Origin of the sequence: Pseudoalteromonas sp. Z9A4, from assembly GCF_011378845.1 — a bacterium.
In the GTDB taxonomy this organism is placed as follows: Bacteria; Pseudomonadota; Gammaproteobacteria; order Enterobacterales; family Alteromonadaceae; genus Pseudoalteromonas; species Pseudoalteromonas arctica.
Map to the genome: position 1 here is coordinate 44785 of NZ_WTLA01000019.1, position 26288 is coordinate 71072.

24 protein-coding genes are annotated in these 26288 nt (G+C 41.0%); 8 read left to right on the forward strand and 16 right to left on the reverse strand.

What is annotated here, in order from left to right:
* The 3 genes from spoT to gmk all read right to left on the reverse strand — a co-directional run bounded on the left by spoT (position 1) and on the right by gmk (position 3516).
* Entirely contained in the window at positions 1-2106 is a 2106-nt protein-coding gene (gene spoT, locus GQR54_RS13715) for a bifunctional GTP diphosphokinase/guanosine-3',5'-bis pyrophosphate 3'-pyrophosphohydrolase (protein ID WP_166378313.1), read from the reverse strand.
* A 388-nt stretch (positions 2107-2494) separates the two neighbouring features.
* A complete protein-coding gene (gene rpoZ, locus GQR54_RS13720) occupies positions 2495-2770 on the reverse strand; it encodes a DNA-directed RNA polymerase subunit omega (RefSeq protein ID WP_007378835.1) in 276 nt (91 codons plus the stop codon).
* 125 nt (positions 2771-2895) lie between these two features.
* Positions 2896-3516: a guanylate kinase gene (gene gmk, locus GQR54_RS13725; protein WP_024593430.1), complete on the reverse strand. Its 621-nt coding sequence runs from the start codon at positions 3514-3516 to the stop codon at positions 2896-2898.
* 249 nt (positions 3517-3765) lie between these two features.
* On the opposite strand from gmk, the gene GQR54_RS13730 reads away from it, so the two are divergent.
* Complete coding sequence (locus GQR54_RS13730) at positions 3766-5241, forward strand: NAD(P)H-hydrate dehydratase (RefSeq protein WP_166378315.1); 1476 nt, start codon at positions 3766-3768, stop codon at positions 5239-5241.
* Positions 5242-5263: 22 nt separating this feature from the next.
* On the opposite strand, the gene GQR54_RS13735 is transcribed toward GQR54_RS13730, so the two are convergent.
* The 5 genes from GQR54_RS13735 to GQR54_RS13755 all read right to left on the reverse strand — a co-directional run bounded on the left by GQR54_RS13735 (position 5264) and on the right by GQR54_RS13755 (position 9256).
* Positions 5264-5680 (reverse strand): VOC family protein, encoded by a 417-nt coding sequence (locus GQR54_RS13735; RefSeq protein ID WP_166378317.1) that lies wholly within the window; start codon positions 5678-5680, stop codon positions 5264-5266.
* Positions 5681-6079: 399 nt separating this feature from the next.
* Positions 6080-6493 carry a nucleoside diphosphate kinase regulator gene (rnk, locus tag GQR54_RS13740; protein ID WP_024610813.1) on the reverse strand — a complete coding sequence of 138 codons (414 nt, stop codon included), beginning with the start codon at positions 6491-6493 and terminating at the stop codon, positions 6080-6082.
* Between the two features lie 193 nt (positions 6494-6686).
* Complete coding sequence (gene groL, locus GQR54_RS13745) at positions 6687-8333, reverse strand: chaperonin GroEL (protein ID WP_007580030.1); 1647 nt, start codon at positions 8331-8333, stop codon at positions 6687-6689.
* Positions 8334-8381: 48 nt separating this feature from the next.
* Positions 8382-8669, reverse strand: a complete 288-nt coding sequence (locus GQR54_RS13750) for a co-chaperone GroES (protein WP_007580032.1) — start codon at positions 8667-8669, stop codon at positions 8382-8384.
* Between the two features lie 110 nt (positions 8670-8779).
* Positions 8780-9256 carry an FxsA family protein gene (locus GQR54_RS13755; protein ID WP_007580034.1) on the reverse strand — a complete coding sequence of 159 codons (477 nt, stop codon included), beginning with the start codon at positions 9254-9256 and terminating at the stop codon, positions 8780-8782.
* Between the two features lie 178 nt (positions 9257-9434).
* On the opposite strand from GQR54_RS13755, the gene cutA reads away from it, so the two are divergent.
* The 5 genes from cutA to accC all read left to right on the forward strand — a co-directional run bounded on the left by cutA (position 9435) and on the right by accC (position 14134).
* Positions 9435-9755: a divalent-cation tolerance protein CutA gene (cutA, locus tag GQR54_RS13760; RefSeq protein ID WP_166378319.1), complete on the forward strand. Its 321-nt coding sequence runs from the start codon at positions 9435-9437 to the stop codon at positions 9753-9755.
* Positions 9755-11590, forward strand: a complete 1836-nt coding sequence (locus tag GQR54_RS13765) for a protein-disulfide reductase DsbD (RefSeq protein WP_166378321.1) — start codon at positions 9755-9757, stop codon at positions 11588-11590. The genes cutA and GQR54_RS13765 overlap by 1 nt, the downstream gene beginning before the upstream one ends.
* Before the next feature lie 227 nt (positions 11591-11817).
* Positions 11818-12270, forward strand: a complete 453-nt coding sequence (gene aroQ, locus GQR54_RS13770; protein ID WP_166378323.1) for a type II 3-dehydroquinate dehydratase — start codon at positions 11818-11820, stop codon at positions 12268-12270.
* A 38-nt stretch (positions 12271-12308) separates the two neighbouring features.
* Complete coding sequence (gene accB / locus GQR54_RS13775; RefSeq protein WP_166378325.1) at positions 12309-12767, forward strand: acetyl-CoA carboxylase biotin carboxyl carrier protein; 459 nt, start codon at positions 12309-12311, stop codon at positions 12765-12767.
* A 26-nt stretch (positions 12768-12793) separates the two neighbouring features.
* Positions 12794-14134 carry an acetyl-CoA carboxylase biotin carboxylase subunit gene (gene accC / locus GQR54_RS13780; RefSeq protein WP_166378327.1) on the forward strand — a complete coding sequence of 447 codons (1341 nt, stop codon included), beginning with the start codon at positions 12794-12796 and terminating at the stop codon, positions 14132-14134.
* A gap of 417 nt (positions 14135-14551) precedes the next feature.
* On the opposite strand, the gene GQR54_RS13785 is transcribed toward accC, so the two are convergent.
* On the reverse strand, positions 14552-15253 hold the full coding sequence (locus tag GQR54_RS13785) for a FadR/GntR family transcriptional regulator (RefSeq protein ID WP_007580047.1): 702 nt from the start codon (positions 15251-15253) through the stop codon (positions 14552-14554).
* 186 nt (positions 15254-15439) lie between these two features.
* Between GQR54_RS13785 and GQR54_RS13790 the strand changes: the two genes are divergently transcribed.
* Positions 15440-16198, forward strand: a complete 759-nt coding sequence (locus GQR54_RS13790) for an SDR family oxidoreductase (protein ID WP_166378329.1) — start codon at positions 15440-15442, stop codon at positions 16196-16198.
* 3 nt (positions 16199-16201) lie between these two features.
* Entirely contained in the window at positions 16202-17152 is a 951-nt protein-coding gene (locus tag GQR54_RS13795; RefSeq protein ID WP_166378331.1) for a 2-dehydro-3-deoxygalactonokinase, read from the forward strand.
* 79 nt (positions 17153-17231) lie between these two features.
* Here the strand turns inward: GQR54_RS13795 and glpD are convergent, their stop codons facing one another.
* From glpD to galE, 7 genes are all read right to left on the reverse strand, one after another.
* A complete protein-coding gene (glpD, locus tag GQR54_RS13800; RefSeq protein WP_166378333.1) occupies positions 17232-18737 on the reverse strand; it encodes a glycerol-3-phosphate dehydrogenase in 1506 nt (501 codons plus the stop codon).
* Positions 18738-18943: 206 nt separating this feature from the next.
* Positions 18944-20440, reverse strand: coding sequence for a glycerol kinase GlpK (gene glpK / locus GQR54_RS13805; protein ID WP_166378335.1), 1497 nt, complete (start codon positions 20438-20440; stop codon positions 18944-18946).
* Between the two features lie 197 nt (positions 20441-20637).
* Entirely contained in the window at positions 20638-21960 is a 1323-nt protein-coding gene (locus GQR54_RS13810; protein WP_166378337.1) for a dienelactone hydrolase family protein, read from the reverse strand.
* A 29-nt stretch (positions 21961-21989) separates the two neighbouring features.
* Entirely contained in the window at positions 21990-22994 is a 1005-nt protein-coding gene (locus GQR54_RS13815) for a Gfo/Idh/MocA family oxidoreductase (protein ID WP_166378339.1), read from the reverse strand.
* A gap of 19 nt (positions 22995-23013) precedes the next feature.
* Positions 23014-24162, reverse strand: a complete 1149-nt coding sequence (gene galK, locus GQR54_RS13820; RefSeq protein ID WP_166378341.1) for a galactokinase — start codon at positions 24160-24162, stop codon at positions 23014-23016.
* Positions 24152-25216, reverse strand: a complete 1065-nt coding sequence (locus GQR54_RS13825; RefSeq protein WP_166378343.1) for a UDP-glucose--hexose-1-phosphate uridylyltransferase — start codon at positions 25214-25216, stop codon at positions 24152-24154. The genes galK and GQR54_RS13825 overlap by 11 nt, the downstream gene beginning before the upstream one ends.
* 1 nt (position 25217) lies before the next feature.
* The gene (galE, locus tag GQR54_RS13830) at positions 25218-26231 is read right to left on the reverse strand and encodes a UDP-glucose 4-epimerase GalE (protein ID WP_166378345.1); all 1014 of its coding nucleotides are present in this window, start codon (positions 26229-26231) and stop codon (positions 25218-25220) included.
* Between the last annotated feature and the right edge of the window lie 57 nt (positions 26232-26288).

Consider the following 26288-nt stretch of genomic DNA (forward strand, 5'->3'; position numbering starts at 1 on the left):
TTATTTTTTACGATAGACTTTTTGTACATCAGGCATAACGCGAATGCGGCGCATAATGTTAGCAACGTGGATACGGTTTTTAACGGTAACCCCTAAATCTATCACGTATAAATTACTTTCTTTTTCATCGGTGGTAATTTCGACAATATTGGCTTGGGTTGTAGTAACAACATTGGTTAATTTAGCCAGAGCTCCTTGATGATTAATAATTTCAACTCTCAGAGCTGCAATATATTCTTTCTCTGGGTTATCGTCCCATTTTACAACTAAGTATTTAGAGCGCTCATTTTCCCAGCCACGGATGTTTTTACATTCTTGGCGGTGAACGGTCAGACCTTTACCTTGGCTTATATGAGCCGTAATAGCATCGCCTGGTACAGGTCGGCAACACTTAGAGTAATTCACTAACATGCCTTCAGTACCAATAATGGTCGCTTTAGCTTGGCTTGTTATATCAGTTAAATCGTCATTGTCATTTTGCAATAAGCGCTTGGCAATTAACATACTCATTAAGTTACCAGAGCCAATTTCTACAAGTAATTCAAGAAGCGTAGTTAGTTCGTGCTCTTCAAGTACTCTCGCTATATTTTCATCAGCAATGCTATCTAATTTGTTTTCGCCTAATGCTGAATCAAGTAAACGACGTCCTAAAAGCATAGCCTCTTCATGATGCTGGCTTCTAAGGTAATTACGAACACCTAAGCGTGCTTTACCAGTAACAATAAAGTTTAGCCATGTTGCATTAGGGTGGGCACCTGAGCTTGTTATTATCTCTATGGTTTGCCCTGTATCTAATGGCCTACTTAAAGGATGTGGCTTGCGATTAACGCGAGCGCCTACACAAGTGTTGCCTACATCAGTATGAACAGCATACGCAAAATCGACTGCGGTAGCGCCCATTGGTAGCTCAACAATACGACCATCAGGTGTAAATACGTAAATTTCTTCTGGGAATAGCTCGGTTTTTACGTTTTCAATAAATTCAAACGATGAACCCGCACTTTGCTGAAGCTCTAATAAGCTTTGCATCCATTGGCGAGCACGTTGCTGCGAAGTATTACCTGCACCATCACCTGATTTTTTATACATCCAGTGCGCCGCTACACCTTTGTCGGCCATCTGATCCATATCGTGAGTACGAATCTGAATCTCAACAGGTATTCCGTGTGGGCCAACTAATGAAGTATGAAGCGATTGGTAACCATTAGTTTTTGGTACAGCAATATAATCTTTAAAGCGTGTTTCTATAGGCTTATAAAGACTATGAGCCACACCTAATACGCGATAACACGTATCCATAGAATCAACTGCAATTCTAAACGCGTAAATATCCATAACTTCGTTAAATAGCAGTTCTTTATTAAGCATTTTTTTATAAATACTATATAAATGTTTCTCACGGCCTGACACAGTCGCTTTAATGCCTGACTCTTCAAGACGTGCTTCTATTTCATGTTGGATATTAGTGATAACTTCTTTGCGATTACCACGTGCTTTAGCTACTTCAGATTTAAGTGCGCGATGACGCATTGGATATAAAGCTTGAAAACCTAAGTCTTCAAGCTCATTTTTAATATCGTGAATACCTAAGCGGTTTGCTATTGGCGCATAAATCTCAAGCGTTTCACGTGCTATTCTGCGGCGCTTATCTGGGCGCAGTGCCCCTAAAGTACGCATATTGTGCGTTCTATCAGCAAGCTTGATTAAAATAACTCGAATATCTTGAGTCATTGCCATAATCATTTTGCGGTAGTTTTCAGCTTGGAATTCTTTTTTATCTTTAAAGCTGAGCTTATCGAGCTTACTTACACCTTCAACGAGTTCTGCCACAGTTTCGCCAAAAATTTCGGCTAAATCTTGTTGGCTAAAATCAGTATCTTCAATTACATCATGCATTAGCGCGGCCATGAGCGTTTCGTGATCAAGATGCATGCCTGCAAGAATTTGAGTTACTTCGACTGGATGAGTTATGTAAGGTTCGCCACTTGAGCGAGTTTGTCCTTCATGGGCCTCTCGGGCTACCACGTAAGATTTTTGAACCAGCTCTACATCAGCAGCGGGCAAGTATTCTGAAATTTTCTTTTTAAGACCTTCAAAAAGATACATTCACACTCCAATGTTCTAGGGCCTGTTGACCTTTCAGGATTAAAATTTGTTCAATCTAGGGGCGATTTAATCGCGGCGCGAGGCTTTTAGCCTAGCGGGCTAAGTAAAAATCGAGCAACAAAGAGTAAATTGCCCCTAGGCAGAACCCTTTGGGCAGCACATGTTTGGCATTTATGCTGCGTTATCGCCTATTTATGGGAAATAACCACACTACATAGGCTCTGCCTTGCCTAAATACCAAGCATACTGCTGCAAATTTAACCTCGAAAGGTCAACAGGCCCTAGTGAAGCAAATTAGGTAAGCTACGAATATACGATGAAATGAAAGGATTGCCAACGGCTATAGTAGAAATACTGCGCCGTTGGCTAAATCAGACCGGGAGGTCGATTATTGGTTGCCACCAACAATGGCAGCAACAGCAGCTAATTCTGCTGCTTCTTGGTGTTGTTGTTCTTCACGGTCAATTAAGTCCATTGAAGCGCTATCAACTAAACCTAATTCAATTTCACGTAAAGCAACTACCGTTGGCTTATCGTTTTCAGGGTCTACTAGTGGAGTTTTACCACCAACAGCAATTTGGCGGGCACGACGAGCCGCAACTAAAATTAAGTCAAAACGATTACCAACTGCATCTACTGCATCTTCAACTGTTACGCGGGCCATCACAGCACTCCAAAAATAATTTAAAAGCAAAGACGTAGTTTACTCCAAGGAGCCACTTTCGCCAATAGCCAGTGTTCAATTTTTATCAGTTTTACTTGCCTAAGTCTAATTTAAGTAAGCTTAAATTATTTAAGCAGACTATTTAGTAAAACTTGATGACGATCTTCTTGCGCTTTTAGTGTTAAGCGCTGAGCCATTACAATCATTTCTATGTCGGCAAGTGCGTCCTCAAAGTCATCATTAACAATTACAAAGTCGTATTCATTATAATGTGATGTTTCAGATTGTGCTTTTGCCATACGAGAGGCAATAACCTCAGCCGAATCTTGGCCACGGTTATTTAAGCGTTGTTCTAATTCTTCTTTTGAAGGAGGTAGAATAAAAATAGTTTGTACGCTTGGCATAATTTTGCGCACTTGCTGAGCGCCTTGCCAATCAATATCTAAAAACACATCAATACCGGCATCAAGTTGCGACTCAATAGCCTGCTTTGATGTGCCGTAGTAATTATCGAATACTTGAGCCCATTCAAAAAAGTCATCTTTGGCAATAAGCGCTTTAAATTCGTCTGTAGATACAAAGTGATAATGCACGCCATTTTCTTCACCTGGGCGAGGGGCGCGAGTTGTATGTGATACAGATACTTTCATGTCAGCGTGTTTTTTTAATAACGCATTGATTAAGCTTGATTTACCAGCACCAGAAGGGGCTGACAAAATAAATAAGTTACCGCGAGTTTGTGCCATGTTTTTCTCTACCTAAAAATAAACAGGCTTGGGTTACAAGTAAGCCAAGCCTTTAATTAACTGCATTGTACTTTAATTAGCTCACCTTGCTCAAGTTAGTCGTGCTCATGTTGGTCATGCCCAAATTGGCTTGGGAGTATTTTGCTAAGTTAGAGTTTAAATAAAATTGCAGTTTAAAATTGTCAACGGAACTAGCCGCTAGATATAAGTATTTGATAAGGTGAAGTATCACCTAGTAAAGGAGCCTTTATGCTTAATAAAACCTTATTTACCGCACAACAAGTAAGAGACAACGAAGCTTTAGCTGCTAAAAATAGTCATTGTGATTTATTTACCCTAATGCAGCGTGCAGGCGAGGCTGTATATAAGCAATGGCAGTTATTTGATGCACAGCATACATTAGTCATTGTTGGCCATGGTAACAACGCTGGAGACGGTTACGTTGTAGCTAGGCTTATTATGCAATCAGGTAAAAAGGTAACAGTATGCGCAGCTGAGCCTAATAAAGTATTAACTGGTGATGCAGCAAAAGCGCAGCAGCTATGGATAGAAGCGGGTGGGGTGGTTTCTCATTTTACAAAAGACACTCTTAATAAGTGCGATATAGTTATTGATGCGCTCCTTGGTACTGGGCTTAATAGCGCCGTACGCGATAATTTTGCGAATATAATTAACGCTGTAAATAACAGTGGTAAGCCCGTAATAAGCATTGATATTCCATCAGGCATTGAAGCAAATACAGGACAGCCTTTAGGGTGCGCAGTACAAGCTACTTCAACCGTTACTTTTGTAGGTATAAAGCAAGGGCTCACAACGACGGCAGGTAAACAATATAGCGGTAAGTTAGTATTTGATGATTTAGCAATTGGTGATGCGTTTACTTGTATCGCTCAATCATCAGGAACCTTGATAAATATTAATAGCTTTAAAGGAATAGCCACGCGGGCAATCAATAGTCACAAAGGCAGCCATGGCAAGCTTTTATGTGTTGGAGGCAATCAAGGTACTGCAGGTGCAATTAGGTTAAGTAGTGAAGCAGCTCTTAGAACGGGTGCTGGCATGGTAAGAGTGTATACACACGAAAGCTCAATAACGCCTATTAGCATTGGCAGACCAGAACTTATGGTAAGCAGTAATAATTTACATCAAGCGCTAGAGTGGGCAAGCTGCGTTGTTATTGGTCCAGGGCTTGGGCAAGACGAATGGGCACAACAAACATTCGATGAAGTAATGCAATATTGCCAAAACAATAAAATGCCATTGGTTATAGATGCAGATGCCCTTAATTTACTGGCTAAGCAAGCTTCATCATACACATTAGAGCAATGCGTACTTACTCCACATCCCGGCGAAGCCTCTCGACTCCTGAGTGTTAGCACCAGCGAAATCGAATCTGATCGTTTTAATTATGCTCGCCTTTGCGCCAAGCGCTATACCGCGGCTTGTGTATTAAAAGGCGCAGGAACATTAATAGATAATGCCCAGCACACGTGGGTGTGTGAGGATGGCAACCCAGGACTGGCCGTTGGCGGCAGTGGCGATGTACTCTCTGGTATTATTGGGGCATTACTTGCTCAAGGTTTAACTATTGATGAAGCAGCGCGTTATGGTGTAACACTGCACGCTAAAGCCGGTGATATCGCAAGTGAGCGAGACGGGCAAAGAGGAATGCTACCCAGTGATCTATTCCCAATCGTAAGAGAGTTAGTTAATAAAGTGACGTGAGTTTAAGCGTCACTTTATCTTGCTAATTATTAAGCTGTAGTAGATCCCATTTTGTACCATATAAATCTTCAAAAACCACTACGGTGCCATAGGGTTCTACTCTAGGTTCTTCGTTAAATGTAACGCCTTTAGAAAGCATTAAATTATAATCTCGCCAAAAGTCATTGGTATGCAAAAATAAAAACACACGACCACCTGTTTGGTTACCAATAGCACTGATTTGTTCGGGTGTTGTGGCTTTAGCAAGCAGTAGATTAGTCCTGCTCGAACAAGCCCCGTTTGAATTTGGAGGTGAAATTAACACCCAGCGTTTACCATCTTCTAAATCAGTATCTTCGACTAACTCAAAGTTAAGCTTTTGAGTATAAAACTCAATGGCATCGTCGTAGTCCTTAACAACTAATGCAATGCTGCCGATATGCTGTTGAACGTTAGTCATGTTTAGCTCACTCCGTACTATTAAATAAATGTGCTTTTTATCATATTTAACCTGAACTCTGGTTAAGAGATTTACCAATGTATTGAATTATAGTGATATTTAAATTTATTTTCTCTAGCCAGAAATTTTCAGTGAAAACAAGGCGAACTTACGCGTCAATAGCTGGCCTATTGCAAGTAAACTCAACGCAGTGAGCGCTGAAAATAGCTGCTTGAGATAGATTTATTATCCAGAGTTCAGGTTGTTTAGTAAACGATTACGCAGGGTATATGCCCCCAATATGTAACTTAGTTATAGGTATAAATTAAACAGTATCAATCTGCTTTATAATAAAAAGCAAAACCCAGCCGAAGCTAGGTCTACTTTAAATCGATTTTTAGTGCTAAGTGCATAAAGTGTTTACCTGTGTAATTCACCAGCACGTTCCGGTTGATAGGTTACTTCTTTTATTTTTACCTTTATTAAGCCGCCATTAGGTTTAGGCCACTCAATTTCGTCACCTTGTGACAGTCCAAGTAATGCGCTACCAACGGGTGATAATATCGATATTTTATCGCCGCTAGAGTCACTGTTCTTTGGGTACACCAAGGTTAACGTAAATTCTTCTTTAGAAGACTCAACAATAAAGTTTACAGTTGAGTTCATCGTTACAACTGACGATGGCATATCTTTAGGCTCGACTATTGTTGCTCGTGCCAATTCAGCTTCCAATTCTTCTTTATTAGCAAAGCTACCTGCAGGCAATGATTCCATTAAATCATACAATCTATCTGCATCGAGTGATGAAATGATTAGTTCAGGTTTTTTATTCATCTTAATATCCTTAATAATTTTTAATAAATAAAATTAACTCTGAGTATGGCTTGGCATGCATTTAAGAAGCAAAGGGATACGCGAAGTCATTTTATTAATTAGCCACACCTGTGGCTTTTACTTTATTTGTGCCCAATAGCTAAAAACCCAGCCGAAGCTGGGTTTTTATTTGAGCTAGGTGTTTAGGGGATGATTACATCATCCCGCCCATACCACCCATTCCGCCCATGCCACCCATATCAGCGCCACCAGCTTCATCTTTTGGGATTTCAGCTACCATTGCTTCAGTAGTGATCATTAGACCCGCAATAGACCCTGCAAACTGTAATGCAGAGCGTGTTACTTTAGTTGGATCTAGGATACCCATTTCAATCATGTCGTTGTATTCACCAGTTGCTGCGTTGTAACCAAAGTTACCGTCGCCGCCTTTAACTGCGTTAATTACAACTGATGCTTCTTCGCCAGCGTTAGTTACGATTTGACGAAGTGGCGCTTCCATCGCACGAAGTGCAACTTTAATACCGTGGTTTTGATCTTCGTTGTCGCCAACTAAATCTACCAGCTTGCTAGCTGCACGTACAAGTGCAACGCCGCCGCCAGGTACTACGCCTTCTTCAACCGCTGCACGAGTTGCATTTAATGCATCTTCAACGCGGTCTTTTTTCTCTTTCATTTCCATTTCAGTAGCAGCACCTACTTTGATTACTGCAACACCGCCAGCTAGTTTAGCCATGCGCTCTTGTAGTTTCTCTTTATCGTAGTCTGATGTTGCTTCTTCGATTTGTGCTTTAATTTGTGAAACACGACCGCTAATACCCGCTTCTTCACCAGCACCATCAATGATTGTTGTATCATCTTTAGTGATAATTACGCGCTTAGCTGTACCTAGGTCTTCAACTGTTGCTTTTTCAAGCTCTAAGCCGATTTCTTCAGAAATTACAGTACCGCCAGTTAATACAGCGATATCTTGTAGCATTGCTTTACGACGGTCGCCAAAACCAGGTGCTTTAACTGCTGATACTTTAACAATACCGCGCATGTTATTAACTACTAATGTAGCTAGTGCTTCGCCTTCAAGGTCTTCTGCGATGATTAGTAGTGGTTTGCTTGCTTTAGCAACCGCTTCTAATGTTGGTAATAATTCGCGGATGTTAGATATTTTTTTATCTACAAGTAGAATAAATGGGTTATCTAGTTCAACAGTACCTTTTTCTGGGCTGTTGATAAAGTAAGGAGATAAGTAACCACGGTCAAACTGCATGCCTTCAACAACATCTAGTTCGTTTTCAAGTGATTGACCTTCTTCTACAGTAATAACACCACTGTTACGGCCTACTTTTTCCATTGCTTGTGCAATGATGTCGCCAATCTCTTTATCAGAGTTAGCTGAAATAGTACCTACTTGTGCAATTGCTTTAGTATCAGAACAAGGAACAGATAACGCTTTAAGCTCTGCAACAGCAGCAATAACTGCTTTATCGATGCCGCGCTTAAGATCCATTGGGTTCATGCCCGCTGCAACAGCTTTAAGGCCTTCATTAACAATAGACTGTGCAAGTACTGTAGCGGTAGTTGTACCATCGCCGGCTGCATCGTTTGCTTTAGATGCAACTTCTTTAACCATTTGTGCGCCCATGTTCTCAAACTTGTCTTCAAGTTCGATTTCTTTTGCTACAGATACACCATCTTTAGTGATAACTGGTGAGCCAAATGATTTATCTAGTACAACGTTACGGCCTTTAGGACCTAATGTAACTTTTACTGCGTTTGCCAGGATGTTTACGCCAGTTAGCATTTTAGCGCGTGCGTCACCTGCAAAAAGTACTTCTTTTGCTGCCATGTTTTAAATTCCTCTAAATTCTTAAATGTTTATAAACGAAAAGTAGGTTTAGCCTACAATGCCTAAAATATTATCTTCACGCATGATCAGGTACTCTTGACCTTCGATCTTTTCAACTTTTTCAACATATGAGCCAAATAACACAGTGTCACCGGCTTTAACTTCTAACGCTCTCACGTCACCGTTTTCTAAAACGCGACCATTACCTACGGCTACAACTTCTCCGCGAGTTGATTTTTCAGCTGCAGAGCCAGTTAATACAATACCGCCAGCAGATTTTGTTTCTTCTTCTAGACGTTTAACGATTACGCGATCTTGTAAAGGACGAATGTTCATGTTTTTTAGTTCTCCTAACAGTTTCTGAACAGTACAGAAAAAAGCTTTTCTAATTTGCATTCATTAATGGGGGTAGAGTGAAAAATTCCAAGAGAAAAAACGATAAATTTTTAATCTTTTCTCTCATATTCACCATCAATAGTAGTTGGTCGTTCCATTTGCCCTTGCTCTCGTTCAGCATGTTGCTGCCCAGCAAACGGCGATGGCCCTTGTTGCATGCCTGCGCTCATTCTAACAGTTGCTTGGCTAGCAAGGCCTGCAGCCAATTTGTTACGAATTGCAGGGGTTAATAATAGTAGCCCAAATACGTCAGTCATAATGCCAGGAGTAAGGAGTAATACACCTGCAATTACAACGCATATTCCGGTAAATAATTCTTTGGCTGGCATTTGCCCTTGCGCCATTTGCGCTTGTACGTTTTGCAGCGCCCCCATACCTTGTGTTTTAACCATTTTGGCACCTAAAATCGCCGTAATAACAACAAGTGCAATTGTTGCAAATCCACCAATCACGTCGCTTACTTGAATCAGCAAAGCGATTTCGATAATAGGGATGATAATAAACAACACAAATAAAAATCTAAACATAGCGCTCTCTAAATAATGACACTCAAAAGAGTTGATGAAATATAAATGAGGGTGACGAGGTCTCTTTTCAAGGTTAGGGCATAGGTATCGTCATTTTACTGATATTTTAGCGTCTACACATTGTATCGGCTATCAGATACTATGATGATAGACACTGTCCAATAAGTATAGGTTCATAATGACTACGCATTTTAAAATGATTTTTACGACCTGCAAAGACGAAGCAGAAGCACGCATACTTGCAAGGGCGTTGGTAGAAAAAAAACTAGCTGCTTGTGTAAATATTTTACCTAACATGGGCTCTATTTATATGTGGGAAGGCGAAGTTGCAGAAGCAACTGAGGCTAAGCTACTTATAAAAACGAAATCAGATAAAATGAACGATGTGTTTCTAACAATAAAAGAGTTACATAGCTACGAAGTGCCAGAGATTCAGGTTTTAGAAGTTTCTACGGGAAATTTGGCGTATTTTAATTGGATGGACGAGGTACTGAATTAATGCGTTTTTTCTTTTTATTGTTGGTTACATTATTAACCGTACCTGTAAAGGCTGCGACTAATAATGTGCTTGGTGATCTACTTGGGCCTCCTCAACACACTTTTTTACCTGTAGACCAAGCGTTTGTATTTGACTTTGATCAGCAAGGCAGCACCTTGTTTGTAGGTTGGGATATAGCGCCAGACTATTATTTATATAAAAAGAAAATAGAAATCATTGCCAAGGGCGCAAACATCCAAGTAGGTGACTCTGGTGGTGGCGAAATTATTGAAGATGAATTTTTTGGTAAAACAGAAGTCTTTTTTAATACCGCGAGCGTTGTTAGTAAGTTAAGTAATATCACTGAGGGAGCGGTTGTTAAAGTTCGCTATCAGGGCTGTGCAAAAGCAGGGCTTTGTTATCCACCAGAAGTGATTAGCATTCCACTTAGTGTAATTAGTGGCGCACAAATTAAAAATGTAGATCAAAATAGCGCTACCGATGAAGCGGCAACAGCGCAAAGTACGTTTGCAGTACTTAATGAGCCAACTACTGAACCTACAACAAATTCGGATGATACCGAAAAAGAACTGACTTTTACTGAGCAATTAGCAAGTCAGAGCTTAATAACTAATTTACTCATATTTTTTGCTGTTGGTGTAGGCCTTGCTTTTACGCCATGCGTATTCCCTATGTTTCCTATTTTGTCGAGCTTAATTGCAGGGCAAAAAAATCTTTCTACTAAAAAAGCGTTTGCGTTGTCGTTTGTATATATACAAGGTATGGCAGTTACCTATGCAGCGCTTGGCTTAGTTGTTGCTGCGCTTGGTGGGCAAGTGCAGGGGTATTTACAGCATCCATTTGTGTTAATCAGCTTTAGTTTATTATTTGTATTGCTCGCTATGTCGATGTTTGGTTGGTACGAAATTAAACTGCCAAGCAGTATGATGAGCAAGCTAACCCAAGTAAGTAACAACCAAAAAGGCGGCAACTACGTTGGCGTATTTTTAATGGGTGTACTTTCGGGCTTAATAGCATCACCTTGTACTACTGCGCCACTGTCGGCGGCGCTCTTATTTGTAGCGCAAAGTGGTGATTACTTAGTAGGTGGTTTAACTCTGTACGTGCTCAGTTTGGGTATGGGATTGCCATTGTTATTACTTGGTACATCTGGCGGTAAATTGCTGCCTAAAGCGGGTGGTTGGATGGAGCAAGTTAAAACCTTGTTTGGTTTTGTGATGCTCGTTGTGCCGCTTATATTACTTGAGCGACTAGTAAGCGCCGACATTATATTATTAATGGCAGGTGTGCTTGCATTAGCAACAGCACTGTACTTACATCATTGGCAAAGTAGCCAAACACAAAGCAAGTTAAAAACTGCATTATGGTTTGCTGCAACTCTATTAGTTATTACAGGCTTTACGTTAACTAAAAACTACTTTTGGCCAGTTCAAGTACAAACAGTACAGGTAAGCTCACAAAATAATGAGTTTAAACAGGTTGCTGATTTAGCAGAACTAAAAGAAGCAGTTGCACAAGCAAACGACGAAGGTCGAATGGTTATGGTCGATTTATATGCCGACTGGTGTGTGGCGTGTAAAGAGTTTGAACATTACACCTTTCCTGATGCCAAAGTGCAAAGTGAGTTTAGCCACTATCAGCTTATTCAAATTGACTTAACTGAGAGTGATAATAAAACAATTGAGCTGATGGAAGAGTACACGGTGTTTGGTTTACCGAGTATTTTGTTTTTTAATACTCAAGGTCAAGAGCTTAGCACGCAACGAGTGACAGGCTTTTTAAACGCTGATGATTTTGCTAAACACCTAGCTATAGTGCGCACCAGCGCACAATAATAGTGCAATAGTGCCACTTAATTTAGAGAGTGGCACCTTCTTAACTCTTCTTTTATTTGTACCTCCAACACTGATAAGACCAGTATTTTGCTGCTATTTACGTCGAAATCACTATAATAGTTGGTTAACGTGAGAAATTGTTGCTACATTGCTTTTTCTGCTTACTTAAAAGTGAAAAATTAGTTAGTAACTGCTTAACTCATTACTTATAGGATATATCGCGTATTATGGCTGCAAAATTTAACCTTTTAGTTATAAATGGTCCAAATTTAAACATGCTGGGCAAACGTGAACCGGATAAATACGGTTTTCAGACGCTCAGTGAGATTATGGAAGAGCTAACCAGTGCCGCTAATAGTCTAGATGTTGAGTTAACGCATTTTCAAAGTAATAGTGAGCAAGCACTCATTGAACGAATTCATGATGCTTGGCAAGCGGTTGATTACATAATTATCAATCCTGCTGCATTTACGCATACGAGCGTCGCATTACGTGATGCACTGCTGAGTGTTGATATTCCGTTTTTTGAGGTGCACTTAAGTAATGTGCACGCGCGTGAAGCGTTTCGCCATCATTCGTATTTTTCTGATGTGGCACAAGGCGTGATATGTGGATTAGGCGCAATGGGCTATCACGCAGCATTAAATGCCGCTGTAAGCCGGTTGCAAAACGCAATTTAATTTTAAATTAACACACAAACAAATAGGCGGGTCGTGTAATGGATATTCGCAAGATAAAGAAGCTTATCGAATTAGTAGAAGAATCAGGTATTGCTGAGCTAGAAATCACTGAAGGTGAAGAATCAGTACGTATTAACCGTAACAACATGAGCGCAGGCCCAGGTTACCCACAATTTGCTCCTCAACAATATGCACCAGCGCCAGCAGCACCAGTTGCAGCGGCTCCTGTAGCCGTTGAAGCAGTAGCACCAGCTGAACCTACGGGTCATCAAGTTAAATCACCAATGGTTGGTTCTTTTTACTCTGCTGCGTCTCCTGAAGCTCCAGCATATGTAGAAGTTGGTCAGCAAGTTAAAGTTGGCGATACACTTTGTATTATCGAAGCTATGAAAATGATGAACCAAATTGAATCAGATAAAGCCGGTACAGTAAGAGCTATCTTAGCTGAAAATGGCGAGCCAATAGAATTTGATCAACCTCTATTCATCATTGAATAATAGCGTAACCTAAAAGGCCAACTCTAATGTTAGATAAAGTAGTCATTGCAAACCGAGGTGAAATTGCACTTCGTATATTGCGCGCCTGCAAAGAGCTTGGGATCAAAACGGTTGCTGTGCATTCAACGGCAGATCGCGATCTTAAGCATGTATTGCTTGCAGATGAAACCATCTGTATTGGTAGACCATCAGCAACTGAAAGTTATTTAGATATTCCGCGCATTATTGCTGCGGCTGAAATAACTGACGCTGTAGCGATTCATCCTGGTTACGGTTTCCTTGCAGAAAATGCTGATTTTGCCGACCAAGTTGAGCAAAGTGGTTTTGTATTTATCGGTCCTACAGGTGACACTATTCGCCTTATGGGTGATAAAGTGTCTGCTATCGCAGCAATGCGTAAAGCAGGCGTTCCATGTGTTCCAGGCTCTGACGGTCCAGTATCAGATGATAAAGAACGCAACATGCAAATCGCCAAGCGTATTGGTTACCCGGTAATCATCAAAGCTGCTGGTGGCGGTGGTGGTCGTGGTATGCGCGTTGTTCGCAGCGAAGCTGAACTTATTGATTCAATTGCATTAACACAGCAAGAAGCTAAGCAGTTCTTTGGTAATGGCATGGTTTACATGGAAAAATTCCTTGAAAATCCACGTCACATCGAAGTTCAGGTATTAGCTGACGGTCAAGGTAATGCAGTACATTTAGGTGAGCGTGATTGTTCTATGCAACGTCGTCACCAAAAAGTAGTTGAAGAAGCTCCAGCACCAGGAATTACTGCTGAAACGCGAAAATTCATCGGTGAACGCTGTACACGTGCATGTATCGAAATTGGATACCGCGGTGCAGGTACGTTTGAGTTTTTATACGAAAACGGAGAGTTTTACTTCATCGAAATGAATACACGTATTCAGGTTGAACACCCTGTAACTGAAATGGTTACTGGTATCGATTTAATCAAAGAGCAGTTAAAAATTGCAGCGGGTCAACCGTTATCATTCACTCAAGACGACGTTGTTATTCGCGGTCATGCTATTGAGTGTCGTATTAATGCTGAGGATCCTGAAACGTTTATCCCGTCACCGGGTAAAATTACACGTTTCCATCCAGCAGGTGGTTTAGGTATTCGTTGGGACAGCCATATTTACGCTGACTACACGGTTCCACCACATTACGATTCAATGATTGGTAAGTTAATTACTTACGGTGAAAACCGTGATGTAGCTATTGCCCGCGCACGCAATGCACTTAACGAGCTAGTAATTGACGGAATTAAAACTAATACTCCTTTGCATAAGAGAATTCTTGCAGATGAAAACTTCCAAAATGGTGGTACTAACATCCACTACCTTGAGAAGAAATTAGGATTGTAATTTTAGCCTGTAAAAGGCGTTTTATCTTAGTTAATAACCAGAGTTATTAAGCTGATTTAAATAATTAAAAATCCGATATCAGGAGACTGATATCGGATTTTTTAATGTCTGTAATTTATACCAATTCGCTTAATTAAATGAGCTATTTTGGGGGCGGAAAAACGTGTTGGTAGCTAGGCAAAAAATTCGCTATTTAGTTGTTCTCGGCAATTGCTCCTGCATTGATCTACCTTCTGCATCCATGCAGTCGTAAATGAGAATTTTTTAACGCAGGTAGCGACACGTTTAGCCCCGCAAAATGATTAAGTATTATTGCGGATTGGTATTAAGCCTTATAGGCAATAAAAAAGTCCATGAAATATACTGTAAAGAGTAAATTCGATGGACTCAATATTTATACAATATGTTGAACTAACATTAAACTAATTTAGATTCAATTAACTGTAGTGCTTCTTCTAAAATTGTTTCTACTGCTTTCTTAGCGCGTTCAGGATCGCGTGACTTTATGGTCTCTAAAATATCAGCGTGCTTAGCAACGTCTGCGCCCGGTACACCTTTAATGTGGTTTGTATAACGAATACTTACCCTAAGGGCAGTACTAATAAACTCAGTTAATTGCACAAAAAAGCGATTGTTACTGGCAACTAATATGCTGGTATGAAAAGCAATATCAGCTTCGAGTGGATCGTCCAAGCCTTCGTCTGCTTCAGCCATGCGGGCTAAGGCGTTATCAATTTCAGCGAGTTGTTCAGCAGTTGCATTTAGTGCAGCAAGAGCGGCCGCTTGTGGCTCAAGCGCGACACGTACTTGAGTAAACTCTTTTAATAATGAAAGTGATGGCTTGCTGCTTAAAATCCAACGCAGTACGTCGGTGTCAAACATATTCCAGCTACTTTCTGGTAGTACGCGAATACCTTGCTTAGGACGAGATGAAATAAGTCCTTTAGCAGAGAGCATTTTTACGGCTTCGCGAGTAGCACTGCGACTCACATCGTATTTTATACATAAATCGGCTTCAGAAGGCAGGCCTTCGCTTACAGGGTAAACACCACGCACAATAGCAAAACCCAAATCGTGGGTTAATTGTTGTGTTAAATTTTGACGAGGTTGGCTTTTCATTGCGCAGGATTCCGAGTTGATATATTGCTTTATTATATATCATATATCATATTAATGTACTTGAGGATATGATATAAAGTTTTAATTGGCTAATTATTTTAGCACAGCGTTTTAGTTCTTTATAACGTCTATTGGCGTTTTTAATAAGCAAAACACTATTGTAAGTTGTTGTTTGGAGAGTTTAATTTGGACACCCTAGCTCAATATCATAGTATTTCTGGCAAAGTTGTTTTTATTACCGGTGGTGCATCAGGCATTGGCAGAGCAATGGTTAAATCCTTTGTAAACCAAAATGCAAAAGTAGCGTTTATTGATATTGATGATAAGGCTGCACAATCGCTCATTAGTGATTTACCCGATGCAAAACTATGGTACAGACAAGTAGATGTAACTGATTCGCATGCACTTCAGCAATCACTTGTAGATGCATGCGCCGCTTTTGGTGCCATTAATGTACTAGTTAATAATGTAGCGAACGACCGCCGCCAAGCAAGCGAAGACGTTACAGTGCAAGACTGGGATCAGTGCTTACAAATAAACTTAAACCCTGCTTTTTTTGCTTCTCAAGTTGCTATGTCTTTTATGAAAGGTGATGAGGCGGGTAGTATCATTAACTTTAGCTCTATTAACGCGATTATGGGCCAGCCACAAATGGCCGGTTATGTAACAGCAAAAGCAGGGTTAATTGGTATGACTAAGGCACTTGCACGCGATTATGGCGAGTTTGGTATTCGCGTTAACGCTATTTTACCAGGGTGGGTTGCCACCGACCGTCAACTAGCAAGTTGGTTTACCGAAGAAGAGCAAGTTAAGTGGATGGAAGCCATGGCGCTTAAAAAGTTAGTAACACCTGAAGATGTTGCTAATTTGGCACTCTTTTTAGCCGCCGACGAAAGCAGTATGATTACCGGGCAAAGTATTAAAATTGACGGTGGGAGGCTGTAAAGTTTGGCTACTTCATCTCTTTTTATTGCCGTTGACTGGGGCACAAGTCATTTACGCGCTTATTTGTGCGAAGTGAAAGCACAGTCAAAACTTACATTATTAGCACAGCGTGATGGCCTGGGTGTGGTTAAGGCGAATCAAAATTTTGAACAAACCTTAATAGACACGGTTGCGGTGTGGAAGCAACAATATGGCAGTTTACCTATATATATTGCAGGGCAAATTACCTCAAGTATTGGCTGGCACAAAACCCCTTATTTAGAATGCCCAATTAATCCCGAAAAACTCCTTAATGCGGCTATTAGCTTTGATTGCGATGGGCATATTATTAAGGCATTCCCAGGTACAAAATGTACGCTGCAAAATGGCTTATTTGATGTAATGCGTGGTGAAGAGCTGCAAATACTCGGCTTTTTAAAACAAAATCCACAGTATCAACAAGGTAAAATATTACTCTGTTTGCCGGGTACACATACCAAATGGGTGCTTATAAACAACGGCGAAATCATCTGCTTTAAAACAGCCATGACCGGTGAGTTGTATGATTTGTTGTGTCATCAAAGTGTTTTAATTGCGAATGACTGCGCAGAAGGTGAGTTTGACTTTAAGGCATTTGAACAAGGTTGTGAGCTTACTTTAGGCAGCGATAGCGGTAACTTAGCACATGGTATTTTTAGCGTGCGTACCCGTCAACTTTCAAAAGAGTTATCGCCAGTACAAGCCAAAGCTTATTTGTCGGGCGTGTTAATTGGCAGCGATGTACGAGCTGCACGACATGCAAGCGAGTGGCAATTATTGAGTGATACACAAGTTGTGGTAATTGGTACAAAGCAGCTAAATAAATGCTTTACTACAGCGCTTAAACAAATTGGTGTGAAGTGTGTTGAGTTTGATATAAAAGCAGCCACACTAAGCGGCTTTAATTATTTATTTAATTTAGAGTCAAAAAAATAAACCCCTCTATAACGGTTAAATTATAAAGGGGTTACGGGAAATCATTATAGCTGCAGTTAAAAGCAGCTATATAATTTAGCTAAGCGCTTTTAGCAGCTTGTTTGTTATCAATGTAGTGATTAAGTGTCGCAACTTGTGCTTCATTAAAGCGAAGTCCTAATTTACTCCGACGCCATAAAATATTGTATGCGTTTTCTGCCCACTCTTCATTTAATAAGTAATCAACTTCTGCTGCAAATAAACCATGACCAAAATCTTGGCCTAAATCACTCAGGCCGGTTGCACTACCTAGTATGTTTTTAGCACGAGTACCGTAAGTACGTACAAAGCGTTTAAGCGTTATTTCAGGTAGCCATTCATATTTTGCTTTTAGCTCTGATTTAAGTGCTTCTACCGAGCTAAAATCGCCACCTGGGAGTGAGCTATGTTTAGTCCACGCTTCGCTCATTTGCGGATAAAATTCTTCAAGCTTATTAACTGCGGCTTCAGCTAGTTTACGATAAGTGGTAATTTTTCCACCAAATACACTCAGTAGTGGTGTTTGCTTGGCATCACTCGAAAGTTCTAATTTATAATCGCGAGTAACAGCTTGTGCATTAACTGATTCGTCATCAAGTAATGGGCGTACACCTGAGAAGGTATGTACTATGTCTTCGCGTTTAATATGATTTTTAAAGTAGCTGTTAGTAATATCAATTAAGTAATCGATTTCTTCATCACTAATTTTAACGTCTTGCGCTTCGCCTTTGTGTTCTACATCGGTTGTGCCAACAAGCGAAAAGTCATCTTCAAACGGAATAACAAACACAATACGCTGATCTTTATTTTGTAAAATGTAAGCTTGTTTCTCATCGTGAATACGCGGCACTACAATGTGGCTACCTTTTACAAGGCGAATATTTTGTGGTGATTTTTCTGCTAGCGCTTCATCAAATAATTTAGCAACCCAAGGGCCCGCAGCGTTTACAATACCTTTAGCTGAAATGCTGTATTTAGCTTTGCTCTTTTGTTGCTCAAGCGTTACCTGCCACTTACCTTGCTCACGTTTAGCATTTACACACTTAGTTTGCGTGCTAATAACGGCGCCTTTTTGTTGCGCTGCAAGGGCGTTTAAAACCACTAAACGAGAGTCATCAACCCAACCATCTGAGTATTCAAAACCTTTAGTAATTGAAGGCTCTAAAACGCTGTTTTCACCAAATTTAATACCACGAGAACCCGCAAGTGTTTCGCGTTTTGCTAGGTTGTCATACATAAACAAACCAATGCGAATCATCCATGCAGGGCGTAAATGCTTTTGATGCGGTAATCTAAAAGTAAGCGGCCACATAATATGTGGTGCATTTTTAAGTAGTACTTCACGCTCGGCTAAGGCTTCTTTTACTAATCTAAATTCGTAATGCTCAAGGTAGCGTAGACCACCGTGGATCAGCTTAGAACTGTTTGAAGATGTTGCACAGGCAAGATCAGATTGTTCGCACAAAAGTACTTTTAATCCTCTGCCTGCAGCATCAGCTGCTATTCCAGTGCCGTTTACACCGCCACCGATGACTAGTAAGTCATATTCGTTATCTGCTAATTCCACCGAGCTAACCTTTTTATTTGTAATATAAATAAGACATAAACATCATAAAGCTGCTGTTTTCATTTGACAATAGAAAACCTAGTTTTTTATTTTTACGCTGATTCATTTGTAATTTGAGGTAGTAAATCACGCCTTTTAAATCAAGCTATTAGCTAAGTTAAAAAGGCGAAGAGGCTAAAGTGTTGCCTTTAGCCACTTAGTATTTACTACGGACAGTTTTTATTTGTTAAGCATACTTGAGCTACGCAGTGCTGCCATTTTGCATATAGGTCGTTACGTTCGTCGGCGCTCATAGTTGGCTCAAAACGACGGTCGCATGTCCACATTTTAGCTAGCTGCTCAGTAGACTCATACACACCTGTTTGTAAGCCTGCTAAATATGCTACGCCTAAAGAGGTGGTTTCGGTCACTGTTGGGCGTTCAACTGTTGCGCCTAAAATGTTTGATAAAAAGGTCATAACCCAATTATTTTTTACCATGCCGCCATCTACACGAAGCACACTTGGGCGAAGACCATCACGCTCCATCGCTTTTTGTAAATCTTTGGTTTGATAACCCACCGATTGCAAAGCAGCGGCAACAATAGTGCTAATACCAGAGTCGCGTGTTAAGCCTAAAATTGCACCACGTGCATTAGGGTCCCAATAAGGAGCGCCTAAACCCGTAAACGAAGGCACTAAAAATACACCATGGTCTAGCGGTACATCTTTAACCATCGACTCACTTTCGCCAGCATGGCTAAGTAGCTTTAAACCTTCAACAATCCACTGCATAGTTGCGCCTGCCATAAATATGCTGCCTTCAATAGCATAGGTTGGCTTGCCGTTTAATCTATAGGCAACAGTAGTCAGTAAGCGGTTTTCTGAGGTCAGAGCTTTTTCGCCGGTGTTGAGCATTAAAAAACAGCCCGTACCGTAAGTACTTTTAGCCATGCCTTGTTCAAAACATGCGTGGCCAACAAGCGCAGCTTGCTGATCGCCTGCAATACCACAAACACGAATTGGCGCGCCAAAAATATCGGCGCTTGTTGAACCAAACTCATCGGCTGAATCCATAACTTCTGGCAGCATAGATTCTGGAATATCGAATAACTCTAGAAGTTCTTGATCCCACTGCTGGGTGTGAATATTAAATAACATGGTGCGCGATGCATTGGTTGCATCGGTGCGGTGCTCTTTGCCGCCTGTTAGCTGCCAAAGTAGGTAAGTGTCAACCGTACCGAAGGCGAGCTCACCTGCAAGGGCTTGTTCGCGTGCGCCTTCAACGTTATCTAAAATCCAACGAATTTTAGTGGCCGAAAAATAAGGGTCGAGCAATAAGCCTGTTTTTTCGCTTATAGTTTGGCAAAGCTCATCAGTTGTTAGGCTTTCGCAATAGTCACTAGTGCGACGGTCTTGCCAAACAATTGCGTTATAAATAGTTTTGCCTGTTTTTTTGTTCCATACTAAAGTGGTTTCGCGCTGGTTGGTGATACCAATGGCAATAATTTCTTCAGGCTTTACATCGTTTTTAGTTAACACTTCGCGGCTAGTGCTAAGCACTGTTTGCCAAATATCGTTAGGGTCGTGTTCTACCCAACCATTTTGTGGAAAATGCTGCGAAAATTCTTGTTGTGCTGTACCAAAAACGTCTGCATCTTTTGTAAACAAGATGGCCCGAGAGCTTGTGGTTCCTTGATCAATTGAGAGTATGTATTTGGACATAATTATTAATATTATTTATCTTATATATAGCTAGATTGCCTTTAACTGAGGCTAATGGCAATGATTTTTTCTTAAAATTCCTGATTAAAAAGTAAGCGTGTTTTTTTAACCGGTAACTCTTTAATAAAACACGTTTTACTTTGAGGTGATTTTAAGTGCGAACACGGCTATAAAAAAAGGTAGCCGTGTTGAGTAAGTTATTTAGCGTGTGGTTTAGCTTGCTGCCAATCCATACCGGTAGAAAAGCGATTATCAAACCCGCGCCACTGTGGTAGTGGTTTACCGTCAACAACAGCTTGGTCGCCGTTTTGTGGTAAATCTAAGTATTCACATTGAGTGGCTATGCCTTTTACGTGGCAATCCATCATGGCAAGTACAAAGTGTTTGTTGATTTCGTTTAGTGTACGCATAGACCACGACGGCTCGTAGTAATGGCCGATATCTAGCTCACTGCTGCTTTGTGCAATAGCAGGGGCTGGGTGTGGTGCTATATTATGGCGTGCATTTTTGTAAGTAAGCATGTACTTATCTTTGCTGCCTGTTTGTTCATAAAGACTTTTAATGCCTTCGTAGCCTGAAATGTCATCTAGGTTACCGGCTACATAAAGCGAAGGTACTTTAATATTTTCCATTGCTTTGGCATCAAATATAGCATGCTGTCCGCCCCATGGTGCAAAGGCCACCATCGCTTTTATACGCGGGTCTACTTTTGGGTTTTGGTATTGCCCACCAGCGCAGCTGTTTAGTAATTGCTGTACTTTTTCAATTTGAACAGGGTCTTTCATACCCGTAAACATAGCCGTTGTTTGCTCATTAAAAGCGTAACAACCACCTATTGTATTTACCGCGCCATAGCCACCCATTGAGTAACCAATTACGCCTGCGCTTTTGTTGTCTACTTGCTTGCTTGCAAAGTTGTTTTGCTCATTAAAGTAATTAATAACAAACTGCTGATCGCGTGAGCGATTTATAAGCGTGCTAAAAAAGCCAGAGAATGGCGCGTTTTTAAAATCAACATCGGCATTGGTCGAGTCAGTATGATCAATAGCTACCACAATATAACCGTTCGACGCTAAATGCTCGCCAAGGTAGTACATAATTGTACGGTAACCGGTATAACCGTGCGAAAGCACTATCACAGGGTAGTGCTCTTTATTATTAATGGCGACATCACGCATTGCATCGGCTTGCAGAGTAAACTCTTTACCTGAGCGAGTTTGATCGGTGTAGCTGGTAAGTGGCGCTTTTGCTGTATTTGCAGCCGGATACCACACCTCTACTTTTAAAGGACGATCTTTTTGACCTTGTGTAGCGGGGTCAAATTGCGCAGGGTTAACTAAATCAAGTGTTTGCACACCTACATTGTAGCTACCTTTAGCTGCAAGCTCTGGCAGTACTTCGCTAGTGATTGGCGGGTATAGCTGCTCTGGTTTATTAGATTCAGCAACAGCTACACTGGCAGATAAACTGCACGTTGCAAGTAATATGGCTTTTGAAAGCGCCTTGAGTGTGTGTGTCATTGTGTGTCCTTGTTGTGTATTTTTATTTTTTAATTAGTCAGTTCAGCCGACTCGACGGCATTGCTATATTGCAACTGCCATTGTGCTCGTAAGGTATCCATTATGTTCATAACTCGTAAGCTAGTACCCAGTGGTAATACGCTGCTTTGGGTTTGTTTTTGTAATATACACTGCGTGACATGTGCAATTTCAAACTTAAAATTTTCATCGTCGCTAAAGTCGTATTCAAAGTATTGCGGGTCTTGGTCGTTTATGTGTAGCTCTAGCGTTTTTGCACCTACAAACTGAGGTATTCGAATATAGCCAAGCTCACCATTAATACATGCTTCTGTTGGGCCATTTTGCTGCAGTGCGCTAGCAAGAGATGCTAATTGCCCGTTACCGTAATCAACTATAGCAGTGCTTCGCTCATCAACGCCGGTTGTGCTTTTATGTACAAAGGATTTGATGTGTTCAGGGGTTTTATTAAATACCACATCAGCAATCGAAATAGGATAAATACCTAAATCGAGCAGGGCGCCACCCGCTGTTACAGGGTTCATTAATCGGTGAGTGTCGGCAAAGCTGCCAGGTAAACTAAAGTTGGCATTAACACTGTGCACATTACCAATAACACCTTCACTTAGGAGCTGTTGTAATTTTACTATGGCTGGTAAAAACCGCATCCAAACGCCTTCCATTAAAAAGCAGTTTTGTTGTTTTGCAAGCTCAGTGAGACTTTGCAACTGCTTAGCATTAACGGTAATTGGTTTTTCGCTTAGCACGTGCTTATTGTGTTTTAAGCATTGGGCGATAGTTTTAAAGTGTTGATCGTGGGTATTGGCAATATAAATAGCATCTATATTTGGGCATTGCATAAGAGCTTGATAGCTCTCATAGCCTTGAATATTGTACGGTGTGGCAAATTCTTTAGCGCGCTGCATACTCGTTGAAGCCGCGCCAATAAGCTGTGCATCACTACAATGCGCAATGCTTTTAGCAAAGGTGTGAGCTATATTGCCACACCCAATAATTCCCCAATTAACCTTTGCCATGCTTATTCCTTAAGTTTATTTAAAAAGACGTAATTTGTAATCCTGAACCCGCTGAACATACGTAAATATCAGCATTTAAGTTAAAGCGTTCAAAGTAATGCTTTTCTACCGCTGCTTTAATTAGTGGTACTTCCGCATCGCGACACAAACATACAATAGCACCACCAAAGCCGCCACCCGTCATACGAACTGCGCCACGGTCGCCCATCGCTTCTTTACAAATTTCTACTAGGCCATCGGTTGCAGGTACGGTTACTTCAAAATCGTGTTTGAGAGATTGATGCGATGCAGCCATTAGCGTACGAAGTGCATCCATATCATTATTTTGTAGTGCAGTAGTTGCTGCAATTACACGGTCGTTTTCGCTAATTACGTGGTGTGCACGTTTATATTCGTTTTCGCTTAATGTCGCTTTTACTGCTTGCAAGCCAGTCATGGTTGCTTGGCGAAGTGTTTCTACACCCATTTTTACAGCAGCTTGTTCGCAGTCAATACGGCGCTGGTTGTATTCGCTATCAACCAACTTACGCGGGTAGTTTGAATTAACAATAACAATATTTAAATCATCAGGAACTTTAACTGATTTAGTTGCGAGGTTTTCACAGTCGATTAATAGCGCATGACCGTTCTCGCCTTTAGCTGAAATAAGCTGATCCATAATGCCGCATTGGCAATGCATAAAGTCGTTTTCGGCTTCTTGACCAAATAGCGCAATTTGCTCTGGCGGTAAACCAAGCTGTGCAATATGGTTAAACATACCGCCTACAGCAACTTCTAGTGCTGCCGATGACGACAAGCCACTACCTTGTGGTAAGTTGCTGTCAATAAGTAGGTCGGCGCCACGCAGTGTGTAGCCCGCTCTTTTAAGAACATAAGAAACAGCACGAATGTAGTTACCCCATTGCGACTGGCCTTCAGTGATTTCTTCATCAACACTAAAGCTGTCTTTTTCGCCTGGGTAATTTAAAGAATGCACAGTAATAATATTGTCGTCGCGCTCTTTAAACATTACTTGGGTACGAAACTCTAACGAACACGGTAAAACAAAACCGTCGTTGTAGTCGGTAAATTCGCCAATGAGGTTTACACGCCCCGGTGCTGCTGCAATACCTTGAGCAGGCGCGCCATACAGTGACAAAAATTGTTGTTGGAATTCGTTAAGCTTCATCTGTGTGTCCTGCTGTATCTTTATAGTGTGTTGTACTGGCTGCTTTTAAAATAGAAGCAGCAGTTTCTGCGCTTAAATCGCGTTGGCTTTCGCCTAGCATTTCGTAGCCTACCATGTGTTTTTTAACAGTAGCAGAGCGAAGTAGCGGCGGATAAAAATGTGCATGCAAACGCCAATGTTGCTCATCAGAGCCTCTATTAGCCGGTGCATTGTGCCATCCCATTGAGTATGGGAAGCTGCAATTAAATACGTTGTCGTACTTAGTGGTTAATACTTTAAGTGCCTGTGCTAAAGAGTCGGTTTGCACATCGTTTAGCTGGCTAAAGTTTTGAATATTATCTTTAGTTACTAGCATTGTTTCAAACGGCCATGCAGCCCAAAATGGCACAACAACAAGCCAATGTTCGTTTTCAAATACAACACGTGTTTGATCTGCTTGTTCTTTTTGCGCGTAATCGGCAAGCATGGCTGTGCCATGCTTTTTATAATAGGCGAGCTGCTGGTTATCTTCGGCTTCTATTTCGGTTGATAAATGCGAGTGAGCCCATACTTGGCCGTGAGGATGAGGTTGCGAACAACCCATGATCTCGCCTTTATTTTCAAAAACTTGTACGCATTCGTACTGCTGTGCAAGCTCTGTGTAATTTTGTTTCCAGGTTTTTACTACTTCGTGCAATGCGTTTTGGCTAAGCTCTGGTAGTGTTTTATTATGCTCTGGAGAAAAACAAATTACGCGGCATTCGCCGCTGGCTTCGTCGGCAATAAATAAATCGCTGTCTGATTCTAAGCTTTGTAATTGCTCGCTGGCATTAGGTGTTAATGCGCCAAAGTCATTTCTAAATACGTGTGTGTATTTGTAATCTGGGTTACTGTCGCCATTTGCACGGGTATTACTTGGGCAAAGTGGGCAGCTGTCATCGTGTTTTGGTAATACGTTTTCGTTAACGGCTTCTGTTGCGCCTAACCATGGGCGGTTATTTCGATGTGGTGACACTAATACCCAACGACCCGTTAGCGGATTTTTACGTCTGTGAGTACTTTCTAATAAAGCCATATTAACTCTCCAACCCACTTGGGTAATTAGTTTGCCAGCGCCATGTGTCGTTTGTCATGTCGCTAAGTGTTAGTTCTGCGTGCCAGTTAAGTATGTTTTGCGCTTTCGTGGCATCGGCGTAGTTACAGGCAATATCACCTGCACGGCGTGGTGCAATTTTATACGGAATATCTTTATTGGCTGATGCGCTAAATGCTTTGATCATATCAAGCACAGAATAACCTTGCCCTGTGCCTAAGTTGTAAGCATGAAAGGCGGTATCTGTTTTATGCTGCATAAATGCCGCAACATGACCTTTAGCTAAATCTAAAACATGAATATAGTCGCGCACGCCTGTACCATCTTCAGTGTCGTAGTCGTCACCAAAAATATTAACCACGTCGCGTTTGCCTACTGCAGTTTGAGCAATAAATGGCATTAAGTTATTAGGAATACCATTAGGGCTTTCACCTAATAAACCACTTGGGTGTGCACCTACTGGGTTAAAGTAACGAAGCGCAATACCCATAAATTGACTGTTGGCATTACATACGTCTTGCATGGCTTGTTCAACCATGACTTTAGTCCAACCATAAGGGTTAGTTGCGCGTATAGGATGCTTTTCATCAATAGGGAGGTAGTCTGGCTCGCCGTACACAGTAGCCGATGAGCTAAATATAATATGGTTAACGCCTTCATCTTGCATGTTTTGTAGCATGCTTAATGTGCCCGACACATTATTTTGATAATAACGCAGTGGTTGCTCAGTTGATTCGCCAACGGCTTTTAAAGCCGCAAAGTGAAAAACAGCTTCGGCTTTAGTCTGTTTTAGGGCGAGCTTAAATTGTTGCTCGTCTTGAATGTCACCTAAAATAAACTCAAACCGAGTACCTGTAATCTTTTCGAGTTGGTCAAGTACCCGCGCACTTGCATTAGACAAGTTATCATAAATAACAGGTGTAATACCTGCTTCATGCAATGCAATACATGTGTGGCTACCTATGTAACCCATGCCGCCAGTAACTAAAACTCTCATATTATTTCTCGAAAAGTGTATTTATATGATAAATACTACTATTAAGGGGGTTTAAAA